The organism is Neisseria sp. N95_16, from assembly GCF_002551535.2.
Lineage (GTDB): Bacteria > Pseudomonadota > Gammaproteobacteria > Burkholderiales > Neisseriaceae > Neisseria > Neisseria brasiliensis.
This window is the reverse complement of sequence record NZ_PDBT02000024.1, coordinates 15235-32473: the sequence shown is the minus strand read 5'-3', so window position 1 is coordinate 32473 and position 17239 is coordinate 15235. Positions and strand designations below refer to the sequence as shown.

Annotated in this window: 13 protein-coding genes; 3 read left to right on the top strand and 10 right to left on the bottom strand. The window is 51.4% G+C overall.

All coding sequences use genetic code 11. The features are described from left to right. Window positions 1-146 precede the first annotated feature (146 nt). From lptB to CRG49_RS05590, 5 genes are all read right to left on the bottom strand, one after another. The gene (lptB, locus tag CRG49_RS05610; RefSeq protein WP_095502391.1) at window positions 147-881 is read right to left on the bottom strand and encodes an LPS export ABC transporter ATP-binding protein; all 735 of its coding nucleotides are present in this window, start codon (window positions 879-881) and stop codon (window positions 147-149) included. 82 nt (window positions 882-963) lie between these two features. Next, on the bottom strand, window positions 964-1488 hold the full coding sequence (gene lptA / locus CRG49_RS05605; protein WP_095502392.1) for a lipopolysaccharide transport periplasmic protein LptA: 525 nt from the start codon (window positions 1486-1488) through the stop codon (window positions 964-966). Next, window positions 1469-2050 carry an LPS export ABC transporter periplasmic protein LptC gene (lptC, locus tag CRG49_RS05600; RefSeq protein WP_095502393.1) on the bottom strand — a complete coding sequence of 194 codons (582 nt, stop codon included), beginning with the start codon at window positions 2048-2050 and terminating at the stop codon, window positions 1469-1471. The genes lptA and lptC overlap by 20 nt, the downstream gene beginning before the upstream one ends. Continuing rightward, window positions 2047-2583: an HAD family hydrolase gene (locus tag CRG49_RS05595; RefSeq protein ID WP_095502394.1), complete on the bottom strand. Its 537-nt coding sequence runs from the start codon at window positions 2581-2583 to the stop codon at window positions 2047-2049. Before CRG49_RS05595 ends, lptC begins: the two co-directional genes overlap by 4 nt. 90 nt (window positions 2584-2673) lie before the next feature. Further along, window positions 2674-3648 (bottom strand): KpsF/GutQ family sugar-phosphate isomerase, encoded by a 975-nt coding sequence (locus tag CRG49_RS05590; protein ID WP_095502395.1) that lies wholly within the window; start codon window positions 3646-3648, stop codon window positions 2674-2676. A gap of 110 nt (window positions 3649-3758) precedes the next feature. Here CRG49_RS05590 and tal point away from each other — a divergent pair, with 110 nt between their 5' ends. After that, a complete protein-coding gene (gene tal, locus CRG49_RS05585) occupies window positions 3759-4814 on the top strand; it encodes a transaldolase (protein ID WP_095502396.1) in 1056 nt (351 codons plus the stop codon). Window positions 4815-4871: 57 nt separating this feature from the next. Here the strand turns inward: tal and CRG49_RS05580 are convergent, their stop codons facing one another. From CRG49_RS05580 to CRG49_RS05570, 3 genes are all read right to left on the bottom strand, one after another. Continuing rightward, entirely contained in the window at window positions 4872-5585 is a 714-nt protein-coding gene (locus CRG49_RS05580; protein ID WP_095502397.1) for a GntR family transcriptional regulator, read from the bottom strand. A 14-nt stretch (window positions 5586-5599) separates the two neighbouring features. After that, window positions 5600-6310 (bottom strand): alpha/beta fold hydrolase, encoded by a 711-nt coding sequence (locus CRG49_RS05575; RefSeq protein WP_095502398.1) that lies wholly within the window; start codon window positions 6308-6310, stop codon window positions 5600-5602. Between the two features lie 101 nt (window positions 6311-6411). Beyond that, window positions 6412-7722: an MFS transporter gene (locus tag CRG49_RS05570; RefSeq protein ID WP_095502399.1), complete on the bottom strand. Its 1311-nt coding sequence runs from the start codon at window positions 7720-7722 to the stop codon at window positions 6412-6414. Between the two features lie 349 nt (window positions 7723-8071). On the opposite strand from CRG49_RS05570, the gene CRG49_RS05565 reads away from it, so the two are divergent. Both CRG49_RS05565 and CRG49_RS05560 read left to right on the top strand, forming a co-directional pair. Next, window positions 8072-9136, top strand: coding sequence for an aromatic ring-hydroxylating dioxygenase subunit alpha (locus CRG49_RS05565; RefSeq protein WP_095502400.1), 1065 nt, complete (start codon window positions 8072-8074; stop codon window positions 9134-9136). Beyond that, the gene (locus CRG49_RS05560) at window positions 9133-10080 is read left to right on the top strand and encodes a PDR/VanB family oxidoreductase (protein ID WP_095502401.1); all 948 of its coding nucleotides are present in this window, start codon (window positions 9133-9135) and stop codon (window positions 10078-10080) included. Before CRG49_RS05565 ends, CRG49_RS05560 begins: the two co-directional genes overlap by 4 nt. Before the next feature lie 231 nt (window positions 10081-10311). Here CRG49_RS05560 and CRG49_RS05550 read toward each other — a convergent pair whose 3' ends face one another. Both CRG49_RS05550 and CRG49_RS05545 read right to left on the bottom strand, forming a co-directional pair. Then, complete coding sequence (locus CRG49_RS05550; protein ID WP_095502402.1) at window positions 10312-14004, bottom strand: DEAD/DEAH box helicase; 3693 nt, start codon at window positions 14002-14004, stop codon at window positions 10312-10314. A gap of 111 nt (window positions 14005-14115) precedes the next feature. After that, window positions 14116-17217, bottom strand: coding sequence for a type I restriction endonuclease subunit R (locus CRG49_RS05545; protein ID WP_095502403.1), 3102 nt, complete (start codon window positions 17215-17217; stop codon window positions 14116-14118). Window positions 17218-17239 lie beyond the last annotated feature (22 nt).

Genomic DNA, 17239 nt, shown 5'->3' with positions numbered 1-17239 from the left:
CCGCCGACCGAGAAAGACATTGGACTATGAGACACCGGGTGATCTGTTTTCAGCAGCCCTTGCCAATGGCATTTGAGCGTTGCACTTGAAATGCGAATGTAAGGGCCTCTTTTAATATTTATCAAACAAGGGGCGTTTTAAAGACATCAGTATTTGAAGTTTTCGCCCAAGTAAACCGCACGCACTTTTTCGTCGTTGACCAAGTCGTCCGGCTTGCCCGAGGCCAATACCGTGCCTTCGCTGATGATGTAGGCGCGGTCACAAATGCTCAAGGTTTCGCGCACGTTGTGGTCGGTAATCAACACACCGATGCCGCGTGATTTGAGAAAGGCGATGATTTTTTGAATATCGATAACGGCCAAGGGATCCACGCCGGCGAAAGGTTCGTCCAGCAGAATAAAACGCGGTTTCATTGCCAAAACACGGGCGATTTCCACGCGGCGGCGCTCACCGCCCGATAAAGACGGTGCAGGGTTGTGGCGCAGGCGCTCGATGTTCAAATCGGCCAATAATTTGTCGATTTCGCCATCGATGCCGCTTTTGTCTTTCATGCTGATTTCTAAGATGGCGCGGATGTTTTGCTCGACCGTCATTTTGCGGAAAATCGACGCTTCTTGCGGCAGATAGCCCACGCCCAAGCGTGCGCGTTCGTGAATCGGTAGGTGGCGCAATTCTTGGCCGTCGAGCGTGACGCTGCCGCCATCGGCGGCAATCAGGCCGACAATCATGTAGAAGCTGGTGGTTTTGCCCGCGCCGTTGGGGCCGAGCAGGCCGACCACTTCGCCGCTTTCGATTTCAAGCGAGAAATCTTTCACGACTTGGCGTTTTTTGAAACTTTTTTGCAGGCCCTGGGCGACAAGGCGGCTGGCTTGTGCAGTCATAATCTGTTCTTTAAACGGAATCAAGGTGGGAGAGGCCGTCTGAAAGCTTGGTTCAATCAATCATTCAGACGGCCTCAGCTTATTATTTGGTTGAAGTCGGTTGAATCACCACGCTCACGCGACCGGATTTGGCTGGTGATTTTACGCCGGCTTGTTTCGAGCCGCCGTGAATGGTATAGACTTCGGTGCGCATGTTGTAGGTAATCACCGCGCCTTGGGCGACATCGCCGCCGCGCTGCACTTTGGCATTGCCGGTGAGTTTCACTAAGCCGGTGGCCGAAGCGTATTCGACTTGGTTGCCTTGGCCGTTGACTGTACCTTTATTGCCGTCAAGCTGCTGGCTGAAGCGTACGGGCGAGCCGTTGGCTTTCATCAGCTGGTCGCCTTTGTCGTTGCGCGACACGGTCACGTTGGCGGCATTGATGTTCAGCGTGCCTTGTTTGATGATGACGTTGCCGCTGAAAGTGGTGGTTTGGTTGGCTTGGTCGAGCGAGCCTTGGTCGGCTTCGATTTGAATCGGTTGGCGGCTGTCGCTTTGCAACGCGAAAGCAGGCGCACTGATCATCAGAGCAGACAATGCGGCGGCTTTAAAGATTTTTGGCATCATAAATCGTGGCTTTCACTTTTGATGGGAAATTGAGTAAACCCTTGGTGTGGTCATAAGTCATGCCGACTGAGGAGCCGTGGGATTGACCGTAGGCAAATTCAACCGGATGCTCGGTTTGGGCAAACTGGGCTTGGGTGTCGACATGAATAAATTCGGTTTTGACCGTGCCGGCAGGGTGGGTGCCATCGGCCGGCTTGGTCAGCAATACTTCTTTTTGGAACACGGCGACGCGCGTATCGGTGTTATACAGGCCTTCTTTGCCTTCCACTTGATACGCTAGCTTGCCTTGCTGGTGTACATCTAATTTAGGTGAGCGGAAGTGCACGTCTTTACTGTTGGGCAATTGGAACGCTTCAGTAGCGGTGAAATGCTCTTGCAAATTACCTTGCTCGTCAAAACGCTTGCCTTCCATGCCGCCCATCCAATATTGCGGCTCATCGGGATTGAGTTGCACTTCTTCCGTTTGAATCTCGCTGATGCGGCCGAGCCAAGCCGACAGGCCGCCGAGTGCGACGGCCAGAATCAAAGGAAAGGCCAAGCCGTATTGCCATCTTATTTTCATTTAATATACTCGTCCAAAGCAGGCTGCAAGGTGCCTTGTGCCTGCATAATCAAATCGCACACTTCGCGCACTGCGCCTTTACCGGCAGGGCGTTGGGTGATGTAGGCCGCGTGTTCGCGCGTGAACCAGTGCGCTTCAGGCACAGCCACCGGCAAACCACAGCGCACCATCACCGGCAAATCGACCACATCATCGCCGACAAACGCGCATTCGTGTTCCGCCATGCCCGCTTGTTCGCGCAATTGGGCATAGGCCGCACGCTTATCGTGGATGCCTTTGAAATAATAGGCAATGCCCAATTGCTGCACGCGAATGCCGACCGATGGCGCATCGCGGCCGGTAATAATGGCCGTCTGAACGCCGCTGGCTGCCAGCATTTTGATGCCGTGGCCGTCGAGCGTGTGGAAAGATTTGATTTCCTCGCCGGTGTCGCGGATGTAGATATGGCCGTCGGTTAATACGCCGTCCACGTCTAAAATCAACAATTTAATCGCGGCGGCGCGCTGTTGCAATTCGGGGGATAAGCTCTGCATGGCGGATTCCTTGTTCAGACGGCCTATTCTAGCATAAAGGCCGTCTGAAACGTTTTGGGTAGAATAAACGGTTGGTAAAGTTTTGCAGCCTTACACAATACGCGCCATCAGCAAATCGTGCATATTGAGCGCGCCGATTAACAGGCCGTCTGAATCGGTCACTAAAAGACCGTTCACATGATTGGCCTGCATATGTTTCAAGGCTTCGGTGGCGAGCTTGTCGGCGGCAATGGTTTTCGGTTTGGCGTGCATGATGTCGTTGACGGTTAATCCTTTGAAATCATCGTGCTGTTGGAACAGGCGGCGCAAATCGCCATCGGTGAACACGCCTTTCAGACGGCCTTCATCATCGGTCACGGCCAACATGCCCAAGCCTTTTTCGCTCATGCGCACAATCGCGTCTTTTAGCAAGGTGCCGCTCACCACCGCAGGCAGTTCGTCGCCGCCGTGCATGATGTCGGCCACGCGCAGCAGCAGACGTTTGCCCAAGCTGCCGGCAGGGTGGCTGAGCGCAAAATCATCAGGTGTGAACGCGCGCGCTTTCAGCAACACGATCGCCAAGGCATCGCCCAGTGCCATCACGGCGGTGGTGCTGGAAGTCGGTGCCAAACCGAGCGGGCAGGCTTCTTTGGAGACCGAAGCCATGATATGGATGTCGGCATGACGCGCCATGGTTGAAGTCGGGCGGGCGGTAATGCAGATTAAGGTCACGTTTTTACGTTTCAAGGCCGGAATAATTGCCGCAATTTCATCGCTTTCACCAGAATTTGACACCGCCATCACCACGTCGCCATCGACAATCATGCCCAAATCGCCGTGTGCTGCTTCGGCCGGATGCACGAAAAAAGCGGGGGTGCCGGTGGATGCCATGGTAGCGGCCATTTTGCGGGCGATGTGCCCCGATTTGCCCATGCCCATAATTACCACGCGGCCTTGGCAATGCAGCAAGGCTTCAGCAGCCTGAACAAAATGTTCGTCCAATTCATCGGCGATTTCGTGCAAGGCTTCCGCTTCGATATGCAACACATCGCGCGCCCAAGGTAAGTAAGATTCGGTCGTTGTCATCATTGTGTCCGTCAAAGGGTGATACTGTTCAAAGGCTGGAAATCAAGGTATAGTGAAAATCCATCGGTTTTGCTATAAATATAAACCCGCTCAACAAAAAGGATTCAGAGATGACTATTTTATCGGACGTTAAAGCATTAGGCCAACAAATCTGGTTGGACAACTTATCCCGCTCGCTGGTGCAAAGCGGCGAATTGGCCGAAATGGCCAAGCAAGGCGTGTGCGGCGTGACTTCCAATCCGGCGATTTTCCAAAAAGCCTTTGCCGGTGACGAATTGTATGCCGATGAAGTGGCCGCTTTGAAAGCGCAGGATTTGAGCCCGAAAGAGCGTTATGAAACCTTAGCGATTGCCGATGTGCAGGCGGCTTGTGATGTGTTGCTGGCCGAACACGAATCTACCGGCGGCAAAACCGGTTTCGTCAGCTTGGAAGTGGCGCCGGAATTGGCAAAAGACGCTGCCGGCACCGTGGCCGAAGCCAAACGCTTACACGATGCCATCGGCCGCAAAAACGTGATGATTAAAGTGCCGACCACCGATGCCGGTGTCGAAGCGTTGGAGCAATTGGTTTCAGACGGCCTGTCTATTAACCTGACCTTGCTGTTTTCGCGTGCGCAAACCCTGAAAGCTTACGCTGCTTACCAGCGCGGCATCGCCAAACGCGTGGCAGCCGGTTTGCCGGTTGACCACATTCAAGTGGTGGCCAGCTTCTTTATTTCGCGCGTGGATGCCGCTTTGGATGCAACCTTGCCGGAACATTTAAAAGGCAAAATCGCCATCGCCTTGGCCAAAGCCGCTTACCAAGATTGGGAACAATTCTTCAGCAGTGCCGAATTTACCGAATTGGCCGCCAAAGGTGCCAGCCGCGTGCAATTATTGTGGGCATCAACCGGCGTGAAAAATCCAGACTATCCGGATACCTTATACGTTGACAGCCTGATTGGCGCACACACGGTGAATACCGTGCCGGATGCCACGCTGAAAGCCTTTGTTGATCACGGCACGGCTAAAGCCACGCTGACCGACAACACCGACGAAGCCTTGGCACAACTGGCCGAAGCGGAAAAACTCGGCGTCGATTTGGAAGCCTTGGCTACCCGTTTGCAGGAAGACGGCTTGAAACAGTTTGAAGAAGCTTTTGAGAAACTGTTGGCGCCGTTGGCTTAAAGTTTGATTGGAATACATAAGGCCGTCTGAAAGAATCATTTTCAGACGGCCTTATTGTTAATCGCTTTCCTGCACAATATGCAGCGATTCGGGGCGGTTTTCAAAACGGTTGAGCAAATCGGTAAACAACACCGGCGATTGCGCGTGTTCGCGCATCAAGGCTTCTGCCCGTGTGCTTTGGCGGCTGCAAAGTGCGCGCAAAATGGCATGGTGCTGCAAGTGGGCATAGAGCAGGCGTTTTTTCTCGCGTGGCATTTCGCGTCGGTCGATGACCAGCGATTGAATCGATGAAAACGGCAGGCTTTCGATTTTCGCCAAGGCCATGCGAATCACCGGATTTTGCGAAGCATCAATCACCGCATCGTGAAACAAGACATTGAATTTTTGATAAATTTCCACTTCTTCAATGCCGAATACGTCGCGCTCGAACACCATATCCAATTCGGCCAAACCTTGCTCGAGCAGGGCAATGCTTTCAGACGGCATACCCAATTCCGCCGCCTGACGCGCCGCCAAACCTTCCAATGCGCCACGCACTTCCAGCGCGTTGAGAAAATCCGCCGAAGTGATTTTGCGGGCGGTATAGCCGCGTTTGGGCAGGCGTTCGACCAAGCCTTCCTGCTCCAAAATCTGCAAAGCCATGCGCACCGGCAAGCGCGACACGCCGAGCTTTTCCGCGGTTGGAATCTCGGTGATGCGCTCGCCCGGTTTGAGTTCGCCATCGGCAATCATTTCACGCAAGCGCACCAAAACCTGATGATTGTGTTCCATAGTATTTCCTTATTTCAGACGGCATGACTATCCGATAGCAGCCATTGCAGCAAACTTTCGCTGACGTTGTGCGGCGTTTCAAAAGGCGCCATATGACCGGCTTGTGGGAACACGACCAATTCGGCATGCGGTGCGATTTCCTGCATGGCGGTGTGCTGCGCGACCGGACTCCACGCATCCAATTCACCAACGCCCAGCAGCAACGGGCAGCGAATCCCGCGCAACACCGCAGCCGCATCAGGGCGGTGAACCAGCGCGTGGATCTGCTTGGCAAAATCTTCAGGCGTAAAGCGCAACACCATCTCTGCCAGTGGCTGCACCATTTCCGGCTGCGTGCGGTGATGTTCGGCCAGCATCGGCAGCAGCCAATGCTCGATTAAGTGCAGCATACCGCTTTCTTCGGCAGCTCGAACCAAGGCAGCGCGCTTTTCAGTTTCGCCCGCTTTAAGCGGGTGAATACCGGTGTCGAGCAAAATCAGCTTCTCCACGCGCTGCGGTGCCAAGCGACAGATTTCCAAGGCCACGCGTGCACCCATGGAATGCCCGGCCAGAATAAAAGAATCCGAACCTTGCGCCAAAACGTGTTCTGCCATCGCCGTCAAACTGTCAAAACCCTGAAAGCTGAACGTTTCCACATCAAAATAGGGCGCAAGGGCGGCGGCTTGGTGTTGCCAAACCGTGGCATCACACAATAAACCGCACAATAAATAGATTTTTTTCTTCATGATGAGTATCCATTAAATAGGCCGTCTGAAAGGCCGAAACGAAACGGTGATAAAACGGTTTCGTCTGCTGTTTCAGACGGCCTGAACGATACGCGATTATATCAAACCGGCTTGAGTTTTCTCAGTTTTAATACTGCCAAAATCGCCAAGGCAAACACCACCGCATTCAGGTAGAACAAGCCCACCGGCTGCCAACCGGCATCGAGCAGGAAACCGATAATCATCGGCGATACAATGCTGCCGACGCGGCCGAGCGTAATGGCGGTACCGACGCCGCGGGCGCGGTTGGCGGATTCGTAAAGTGTCGGTGCCACAGCGTACAAACCGGCCACCGAGCCGTTGGCAAAGCTGCCGAGAAAAAACGCCAAAGCCATGGCCAAAGAGAGCTGCGACAAGCTTTGGGCAAAGGTAAGCGTCAGCAGCGCGGTGAGCAGCAGGAACACGGCATGTACAGTTTTAATATTGAAACGTGTGCCCAAGAAGCCGATTAACACCGCGCCGAACATCGAGCCGATATTCATCCAAATGCCGACGCTGATGCCTTGTTCTGCAGTCATACCGGCGCCGGTCAAGAGCTTCGGTGTCCAACTCAAAATGCAGTAAAACGCGAACATCACCAAGAAAAACGCCGCCCAAATCATCAGCGTCGGCATGGTTTTGCCCTCGCCAAACAGGCTGCAGAAGCCGGAAGGGGTTTGTTGGTTTAATTGTGGTTTGGGCGGCAGCACATCAAGGTGCGGCAAACTGAGTTTGGCGGTGAGCTTTTGCGCTTTGACTAAAGCGGCTTTGGGCTGTTGCGACAGTAGAAATTCCAATGATTCGGGCAGACGCAGTAACGCCACGAAAATGAAAGCGGTGGAAAGCAGACCGCCGAACAGGAAAACCGATTGCCGACCGTAGGCTTTAATCAGATACATCGACACCAAACCGCCACCGGTTGCGCCGATGCCGTAGCCCGCCGATTGCAGGCTGATGGTCAGGCTGCGCCATTTGGCGGATGAAAATTCACTGGTCAACACATTGCTGCTGGCCAAAATGCCGCCGATACCTAAGCCGGTGATAAAGCGCAAAACGCCCAGTTCCAAAGCGGAAGTGCTGAAGCTACTTAAAATCATGCCGACCGACACAACCACCAGCGACAACAAAATTACCGGTTTGCGGCCGAATTTATCCGCTTGCGGTGCGAGCGTAAGCGAACCGGCCGCCATGTCGAACAGGCCGGCGCTTAACAACAGGCCGATTTCCGAGCCCGACAGCCCCCATTCTTTGGCCACCGCCGAGGCGGTAAACGCCATCATCAAGACATCAAAGCCGTCGATGACGTTAAGACAGATACAGATGGCAACCACCGACCATTGAAAAGCATTCATGGGCTTTTGGTCGATTTGCTGCTTGAGTGTTGCGGCATTCATGGTTTCTCTCCTCAAGAAAATATTGTTTTTTTGTGTCGGATTCAAAGGCTTGCCACCAATAAAGCCGATGAAAAAACAATAGCGAAATTGGATACAAAAATCAATGATTGTTTCCGGGTATTGTTTTTGAAATTCTGATTATAAAATTAAACATATGATTTTATTTAATTTAAAAATTATGATTTTTAATCAAATGGTAAATTTTAAAATTTTGGATACAATTTTGTTGACAACACTTCTACTTGTCGATTAAATTTTTCCCAAAGAGAAACAACAGGCCGTCTGAACATTTCAGACGGCCTGTCATAAACCAATAAAAACATAAAAATCAAAACACAAAGGAGCCATCATGACCACCACCCCTACCTTTATCCGCAATGCCTGGTATGTTGCCGCACGCAGCGAAGAAGTCGGCGATAAGCCGCTGGGCCGCACCATCTGCAATGAAAAAATCGTGTTGTTCCGCGGCAAAGACGGCATTGCTGCCGTGGAAGACTTTTGTCCGCATCGTGGCGCGCCATTGTCGTTGGGTTTTGTGCGCGACGGCAATTTGGTCTGCGGCTATCATGGTTTAGAGCTCGACTGCAAAGGCAAACCGCAAGCCATGCCTATGCAGCGCGTGCAAAGTTTCCCGTGTATCCGCCCGTATGCCGTGGTGGAAAAATACGGCTTTATCTGGTTTTGGGCGGGCGACAAAGAAAGCGCCGACGAATCATTGCTGCCTTATTTGGAATGGGCGGAAAGCGATGAATGGGCGTATGGCGGCGGCCTGTATCACATCAAAGCCGATTACCGCCTGATGATCGATAACCTGATGGATTTGACCCACGAAACCTATGTACACGCCAGCAGCATCGGTCAGAAAGAAATCGACGAAACCCCGCTGAAAACCACCGTAAAAGGCGATGTGGTGACGCTTGAGCGCAATATGGAAAACATTTACGCGCCGCCTTTCTGGCAATCGTGTATGCGTTCCAAAGGTTTGGACGAAACGCAATTGGTTGACCGCTGGCAGCGCTGCCATTTCCACTTACCGAGCAACGTGCACATCGAAGTGGGCGTAGCCGAAGCAGGGCACGGCGGTTATCGAGCACCGGAAGAACACAAAGTATCCAGCATCGTGGTCGATTTCATCACACCGGAAACCGATACCTCGCATTGGTATTTCTGGGGCATGGCGCGCCATTTCAACGCGCAAGACGAAGAAACCACGCGCCAAATCCGTGAAGGCCAAGGCAAGATTTTCAGTGAAGACTTGGAAATGCTGGAAAAACAGCAGCAAAACCTGAGTGAGCAGCCCGAACGTCGCCTGTTGATGCTGAACATCGATTCTGGCGGCGTGCAAGCGCGTAAAATTATCGACAAAAAAATCCAAGCCGAACAAGCGGCCCAAACCACCGGAGCCGAATCATGAAAGCGCACGTGACCGAAGTCCGCAGCTGCGGCAGCAAAGTCAAGCTGATTACCCTGCAGCCCGAAGCAGGCAGCAGCTTGCCCGATTACACCGCTGGCGCACACATCGACCTGAATCTCGGCAACGGCCTCATCCGCCAGTATTCACTTTGCCAATACCCGATGACGGACAACCAATACCGCATTGCTGTATTGCGCGACGAAGCCTCACGCGGCGGCTCGCAGTATATCCATGAGCAGATTCAAGTCGGCGATACGCTTGAGATTAGCGAGCCGCGCAACCTGTTTCCCTTGGCCGAATACCAACAACGCGCTTTGCTGTTTGCTGGCGGCATCGGCATTACCCCGCTGATGGCCATGTTTGATGCCTTGTTGCAGCAGGGCATAGACGTGAAGCTGTATTACTTCTGCCGCGACGAAGCCGACGCCATTTTCGCCGAGCGCCTGCAACAAGTCGACGTGGCCGATAAAGTCGAGCTGGTGTGCCAAAGCCCGCGCACCTCGCCCGAACTATTGCAACGCATGGTCGAAGCGCCGGCAGAAGGCCTGCATCTTTACACCTGCGGCCCATTAGGTTTTATGGATGCCGTATTTCAGACGGCCTCAGAAAAAGGCTGGCCGTCTGAAAACCTGCACCGCGAACTGTTCCAAGCCGCCCCTTTGGACGAATCGGCAAACCGCCCGTTTCAAATCCAAATCGCCAGCGACGGCGCCGTGATTGACGTACCCGCCGACAAAAGCATTACTCAAGTGTTGGAAGAAGCAGGCTATTTCGTGCCCGTCTCCTGCGAAGAAGGCATCTGCGGCACCTGCCTGACCAACTTAATCGAAGGCGAAGCGCTGCACCGCGACCAGTTCCTCACCGAAGAAGAACACGCCGAAGGCAAAATCTTCACCCCGTGTTGCTCACGCGCGCGTTCGGAGCGGTTGGTTTTGGATTTGTGAACCTGAGACCTTTGCAAAACCCTAGATTTGAGTACAGTTCAAAGTTGTAGCAGCGCAGAAAGCGCAGACATATCATTGAGATAGGCAAGCTTTCGAGCAGCGCACAACGAAGAAATGTGCCAAAGATAGAGATTTTGCAAAGGTCTCAACCTATGTTTTAACGTGATGAATAGATGATGAAAAGGCCGTCTGAAAGAATTAACTTCAGACGGCCTGTTTGTTTTTTCCTGCCTATTCAAACAAGTTTTTCACTTCATCCAAATCAAACGATTTTTTCTCGTTGTCCACGCTGATTAGGCTGTCGGCAATGCCTTGTTTTTTCTGCTGTAAGGCGAGGATTTTTTCTTCGACGGTATCGCGGCAGATGAGGCGGTAGGCCATGACTTGTTTGGTTTGGCCGATGCGGTAGCAGCGGTCGATGGCTTGGTTTTCTACCGCCGGGTTCCACCACGGGTCGACGATGAACACGTAATCGGCTTCGGTGAGGTTCAGTCCGGTGCCGCCCGCTTTGGTGCTGATGAGGAATACGCGGATGTCGGCGTTGTTTTGGAAGCGGTCGACTTTTTGCTGACGGTTGCGTGTTTGGCCGTCGAGGTATTCGTAGGCGATGTTTTCTGCGTTCAGACGGCCTTCGATCAGGGCAAGCATTTTGACGAAGCTGGAGAACACGAGGATTTTGTGTTGTCCGGTTTTGTCTTTGATGTGTTCCACCAAGGTGTCGAGCTTGACCGATTCGCTGCCGTAATCGGCATCTGCTAAAAGCGCGGGGCTGTTGCAGATTTGGCGCAATTTGGTCAGGCCTTCGAGAATATACATTTGCGATTTGTTGATGCCGTCTGAACCGATTTTGTCCAGCAAATAAGTGCGGTATTGCTCTTTGACACGGTCGTACGCTTTGCGTTGCGCTTTGCCCATTTCGCAATAAATCACGCTTTCGGTTTTGGGCGGCAATTCGTGTGCCACCTGATTTTTGGTGCGGCGCAAGATGAAAGGATGCACCATTTTGGCCAGCAGGGCAGCGGCTTGTTGGTCTTGTTTTTTGTCGATGGCATCGGCAAAGCGGCTTTTGAAATGGCTTTGGCTGCCGAGCAGGCCGGGATTGAGGAAATTGAGCTGCGTGTATAAATCGAAAGTGTTGTTTTCGATGGGGGTGCCGCTCAGAATCAGGCGGTTGTCGGCCTGTATCAGGCGGGCGGCTTTGTAGCGTTGCGACAGCGGGTTTTTGATGGCTTGGCTTTCGTCGAGAATCAGGTAGCTGAAACGGTAGCCTTGCAGCAGTTCGATGTCCTGCAACAGCGTGCCGTAAGTGGTGAGCACGACATCGCAGCCGTCAAATGAAGCGCTATCTTTCAGACGGCCTGCGCCGGTGTAATCCAATACGCGCAAACCCGGGCAGAATTTTTTGATTTCGGCCAGCCAGTTGAAGGTGAGGCTGGTGGGGGCGACAATCAGGCTGGGTTTGTCCGGTGTGTGGGTGGTTTTGAGGTAATGCAAAAAGGCGATGGTTTGCAGTGTTTTGCCCAAACCCATGTCGTCGGCCAAGCAGCCGCCTAAACCGTTGGCATGCAGAAAAGCCAGCCAGTTCAAGCCGTGTTGCTGATAGGGGCGCAGGGTGGCGTTGAGGCCGTCTGAAAGTTGTACGTCGGGCTGGGCTGACAGGTTTTGCAGCCGTTGTCGGCGTTGGTATAAGGTGCGCAAAAATTCCGGTTTGTCGTCCAAACTTTCATAGAGCTGGTCGATGATGCCGAATTGGTAGGGCGACAGGCGGATGCTGTCTTTTTTCACTTCGCCTGCCTGAAAATACGGCGCAAACTTTTCCAACCAGCTTTCGGGCAGCATGCCGATGGTGCCGTCTGAAAGTGTGACGAAATTTTGCCGGTTGACAAAGGCTTTGTGTATGTCTTTCAGGTTGACGGTTTCTTCGCCGTAACGGATGGCTATGTTGAGGTCGAACCAATCCGTGCCCGATTCGGTGCGGATGCTGATTTGCGGTTTATTGAGGTTGTAATGCCACGATTTCAAATCCTTGGCACCCAAAAGCTCGATGCCTTGGTTTTTTAAGCTGTCGGCAAAGTCGATGAACCAAAAGTCTTGTGTCAGTTGTTCGGGCGTGAGCAGATATAGGCCGTCTGAAACTTGGGCAAAATCCGGATGTAAGGCTTCAAAAAAACGCAAAAATGCCTGCTCTTGCGCTTCATCGCGCTCAAGGCGGTGGAATTTACCGTCTTGAATGTGCAGGCGCAAGGCATGGCTAGGTAGTTCGATCAATGTTTCGTCATATTGTGCGGCCGGTGAGAAGCGGATGAGGCCGTCTGAATCGCGGACGTAAACCTGTTTTTGAAAAGAGCAATCAGCACCGTTTGACGTATTTGCCGTTTGTTTGCGCTTCGTTTTCGGAGGGGTGACAAAATCGCGGCTGGTGATGGGGTAATGTTTTGCCAAGGGTGCGATGATGTTTCGACGGAAGGTTTCGGCATGGCGTTTGAGTACGGCCAAGCTCGGATGCACCACACAGCGCATGATGTCGGCGGCAGTTTTGGCATCGGGATAGCGTGTGAGCGTATCGGCGCGATAAATGAAAAAAGGATTGACCGCTTTGCCCAACAAACTGGGGTGGACAGATTTGCCGCCGAGTATAATCCTGCCCTCAAGGCGGTATAGCGCGCCGTCCTCTTTAAAACGGTAGCTTAGGCCGGCAGGTTCGGTCGAAACGGTAATCGGGGAGAGGCGGTTGAGGCTGCCGGTGCGGGCATAGGACGGGCCTTGGGCGGCAAACAGAGGCAAATCGGGGAAGGTTTGCAAAAATCGGTTGAAGGCCGCCACTGTTTTCCCGAGCGCATCAACGTTTTGCTCTTCAGCAAACTCGAGATACTGCTCATTCATGGCTTGCAGGGTATACCAGATGTCTTTGGCTTCGTCAGGCAACATGCCGTTAAACAAGACGCTGCCGGCATTTACATCACTGATCTCTTTTAAATTGGCCGAGATTTCACCGTTTTTCTTAAGGTTGGCGTAATAGAGCACAAATTCTTGAAAAACACCTTCGTCAAAATTCAATGCCAACACCAAACCCGCTTTGGGCGGCAAAGCAGTTTTAGCGGAAATTTCAGACGGTATGGTGCGAGAAACCAACGAAAAGTGCAGCGGCATCAAGTCGGGCACTTTCGATTGGATCACAAAGCCTTCATCATCGATGGAAAAATCAAAAAACTCAGCGTAATTGTCTTGCGGCGTCATGCCGTAATCGCTGAGCACATCGGCAATAAAGCGTTCGCGGTAATCAGGCAGCAGACACTCCGCCCCCAGATTTTCCGCTGCCAGTCTGACCATTGCCGCCATATGGCTGCAATATTGTTTAGCGGTTTTGTGGGTGCAGTTGCAAGCAAGCCCGACTTCTTGTTCAGACAGCCTTGTTAACGTAGAACGGAATGTCCCTTGCCAATCACTGGCTTCAAACGTCCATTTGCCCGGCTCAAAATCCATAATGCGGCAGTCGGCGGTATAAAACGAAAAATTGGTGAAACGGTTAAAGTCAGACCAAATGCTTTGAAAATCAACCAATCCCCCGTCCAAGAGCGGATAACGCAGCAGCGTTTCTTTCGGCTTGGCAGACCGAGTCGGCTTGGTTTTCTTTTCAGGCTGACCGTTGTCACTCATCGCCGCCAATTGGCGCAAAGCCGCCACCGTATGTTTGCAGATGCCGCCGTTTTGATAAGGGCAAGAACATGAAACCTTAACCGGTTTGTTTTCATTAAATTCAACCATCTGCCGGTAGGTCTGCTTATACGAACCTTTGGATTGAAATGTCGCCCGATTGCCATCTATTTCCACCAATTCCGCCCGATAATCCCGCGCACGCTCAATACTGGCCGGCAGGGCTTTTTCATTGATAAAAGTTTCGATGGCATGGCGTGGTGGCAGCATGGAGTTATCTTTAAAGCGGTTGGATGTAGGAACGGCAATTATAGCAAAAAGGCCGTCTGAAAGATGAATCTTTCAGATGGCCTCTCTATTCTTAATCGATAGACCAGCTATCTACACTACACCACCAATACCTTTGAATTTCTCCACAAAATCAGCAATTTTTTGGAAAATGCTCTGCTTGGCGGTCAAATAGTTAGGGTTGAGTGGGCTCATTTTGGGTAATACACTATTCAAATCCGTGCCGTTTTCGCTGGCATATTCGCGTTTGAGTGAGATCATTAGGTAGCGCTTGGCTGCCTCGGTATTCAAGCCATTCTCTTCAATCAGCGCTTCTGCTTCCTGTTGCTGTTTTTCTTGGGCGAATTGATAGAATTCATCTAGAATAGACGGCTTGTCTTCAATGGCATCCAAATTAGTTTCATTGATGAAATCCACCACCAAAGTTTCTTTGGCACGGTTGCCGATGCTGGCGCGGATGGTGCGGCGGATTTCTTCCACCAAAGCGCTTTTGTCTTTGATTTTTTGATTGTGTTCAAAAATCAATTCCAAAATATAGTCCAAGTTGATTTCTTGTGACTTTAACAAATCCACTTCAAAAACCACGTCATCCCAATCGATTTGGCTTTGGTTTTGTTTCTCTGATTCTTTTTGCTGGCGTAGCCAATCGCGGATGTCGTTATAGGTAGAACGATAATCCTGCACCACTCTTTCAGACGGCATCGGTACGCTCTGGATAGCGTTGAAATCATCATCGCTTAAATGGAACTTATCTTTAAATTCCGCTACTGCAGCTTCATCATCAAGATTAACCGTCTGTATTTCTTTGAGTGCGGTAAATTCATCGTAATTCTGTAAAACATTTTCCACGCGCAGGTATTCGCCGAATAGTTTGGCAAATTCTTTTTTGTCCTTCTCGGTGACGATGCTGTCAGGGTCGGGGAAGCGGGCGTTTAATTCCTGCACCACCTCCAGGTAGCCGCGTCGTGCTTCACCGGTTTGCTGGTCGGTGTAGCCCTCCATATATTCTTCATAGCTTTTCTCTAGCACCACGTTTCTGGTGTTTTTGTTGCCGAATAGGGTGATGGCATCGATGGTCGCCTGCTCCAAGTCGCGGAAGGTCACGATATTGCCGAAAGACTTGGTAGCGTCATAAATGCGGTTGGTGCGTGAATAGGCCTGCATCAAGCCATGATAACGCAGGTTTTTATCTACGAATAAGGTGTTTAGTGTCGGCGCATCGAAGCCGGTCAAGAACATCCCGACCACAATTAATAAATCCACTTCTTGATTTTTGACGCGTTTGGCCAAATCCCGATAATAATTTTGAAATTCGCGACTGTCGGTGCTGTAATTGGTGCGGAACAAGGCATTGTAATCGTCAATCGCCGCGTTTAAAAATTCCTTGGCGCTGCGGTTCATTGCATCGGGTTCAAAGCCCTCATCCTCAATATCACCGATGGCATCTTGTGCTTCATTGGCGGCGAACGAGAAGATGGTCGCGACTTTCAGCGGTTTTTCATGGTCTTTTTGTAGGTTTTTAAACGCTTCGTAATAGGCTTTGGCGGCATCCACACTACTCACGGCAAACATCGCATTAAAGCCCTTACCGCCTGCATGTAAGCGGTGGGTTTTGTGTTTAAAATTATCCAAAATATACTGCGTAATCTCGCGGATGCGCTCGGGGTGCAAAAGCGCTTGTTTGTTTTCCGCGGCGGATAATTTGGTTAAATCTTGCTCTGTTTCTAGGGTTTTAAATTGTGGGCGGACATCGTTATAATCCACTTTAAATTTCAACACTTTTTCATCACGAATGGCATCGGTAATCACATAAGAATGCAGCTCGCGCCCAAATACCGACGCCGTCTTTTCCGCTCCCAACGCGTTTTCTGGAAAAATCGGCGTGCCGGTAAAGCCAAACTGGCAGAATTTTTCAAATTTCTTCTTCAGATTTTTCTGCGCTTCGCCAAATTGTGAGCGGTGGCATTCATCAAAGATAAACACCACTTGCTTCTGATAAATCGGCAGATTGTCTTCCGACTTCATCAGATTATTCAGCTTTTGGATGGTGGTGACGATGATTTTGTTGTCGTCTTTATCCAGATTGCGCTTCAAGCCTGCCGTGCTTTCCGAGCCGTTGACACTATCAGGCGAAAAGCGCTGATATTCCTTCATGGTCTGATAATCTAGGTCTTTTCTATCCACCACAAAAAAGACTTTATCAATACATTCAAGTTCGGTCGCCAAACGCGCCGCCTTAAAGCTGGTCAAGGTCTTACCGCTGCCTGTGGTGTGCCAAATAAAACCGCCGCTCTCGGCCTTGCTCCAGTTCTTGGCTTGGGCGGAGCTTCTGATTTTCCACAGAATCCGTTCCGCTGCCGCGATTTGATAAGGGCGCATGATTAGCAGCGTGTTCGACACATCGAACACCGAATAGCGCAGCAGCACCGACAGTAGGGTATTTTTTTGGAAAAACGTGGCGGTAAAGTCTTTTAAATCCTTAATCGTCGTGTTGTCCGCACGCGCCCAATTCATCGTAAAGTCAAAGCTGTTTTTGTCGCGGCGGGTAGTGTTGGCGAAATAGCGCGTATCTGTGCCGTTGCTGATCACAAAAATCTGCAGAAACTTAAATAAAGAATTGTCGTGATTAAAGCTTTCTTTGGTATAGCGGTGCACTTGATTGAACGCTTCACGAATCGCCATGCCGCGTTTTTTGAGCTCGATCTGAATCAAAGGCAGGCCGTTCACCAAAACCGTCACATCATAGCGGTTGGCGTGGCTGCCGGTTTGGGCGAATTGGTTGATCACCTGTAGGTGGTTGCGGGTGATGTTCTTCTTATCGACGAGGTAGATATTTTGGATGTGCCCATCATCAAACACAAAATCGCAGACATGATTGTCATGGATTTTGCGCGTTTTCTCGATCATGTTTTCAGACGGCCTATCAAGATACTCAAGCACGAAGCGTGCCCATTCGCCATCTGAGAACACCATCGCATTGAGCCGCTGTAGCTGCTCGCGCACATTCGCCAGCAGCTTATCATGCGTGTTCAAGTCGCGGCGGTATTCGTAGCCCTGTGCCTGTAAGTCAGCCACCAGCTCGCGCTCCAAATCGCTCTCGCTCTGATACGCCGCGCCTGATTGGTCGATTTTGTCGTAGCTGTCTAGGACGATAAAATGATTGGTTTCGGCGATGGGGCGGGTGTCGGTGGTCATGATGGTTTCCTTTTCAGGCTGC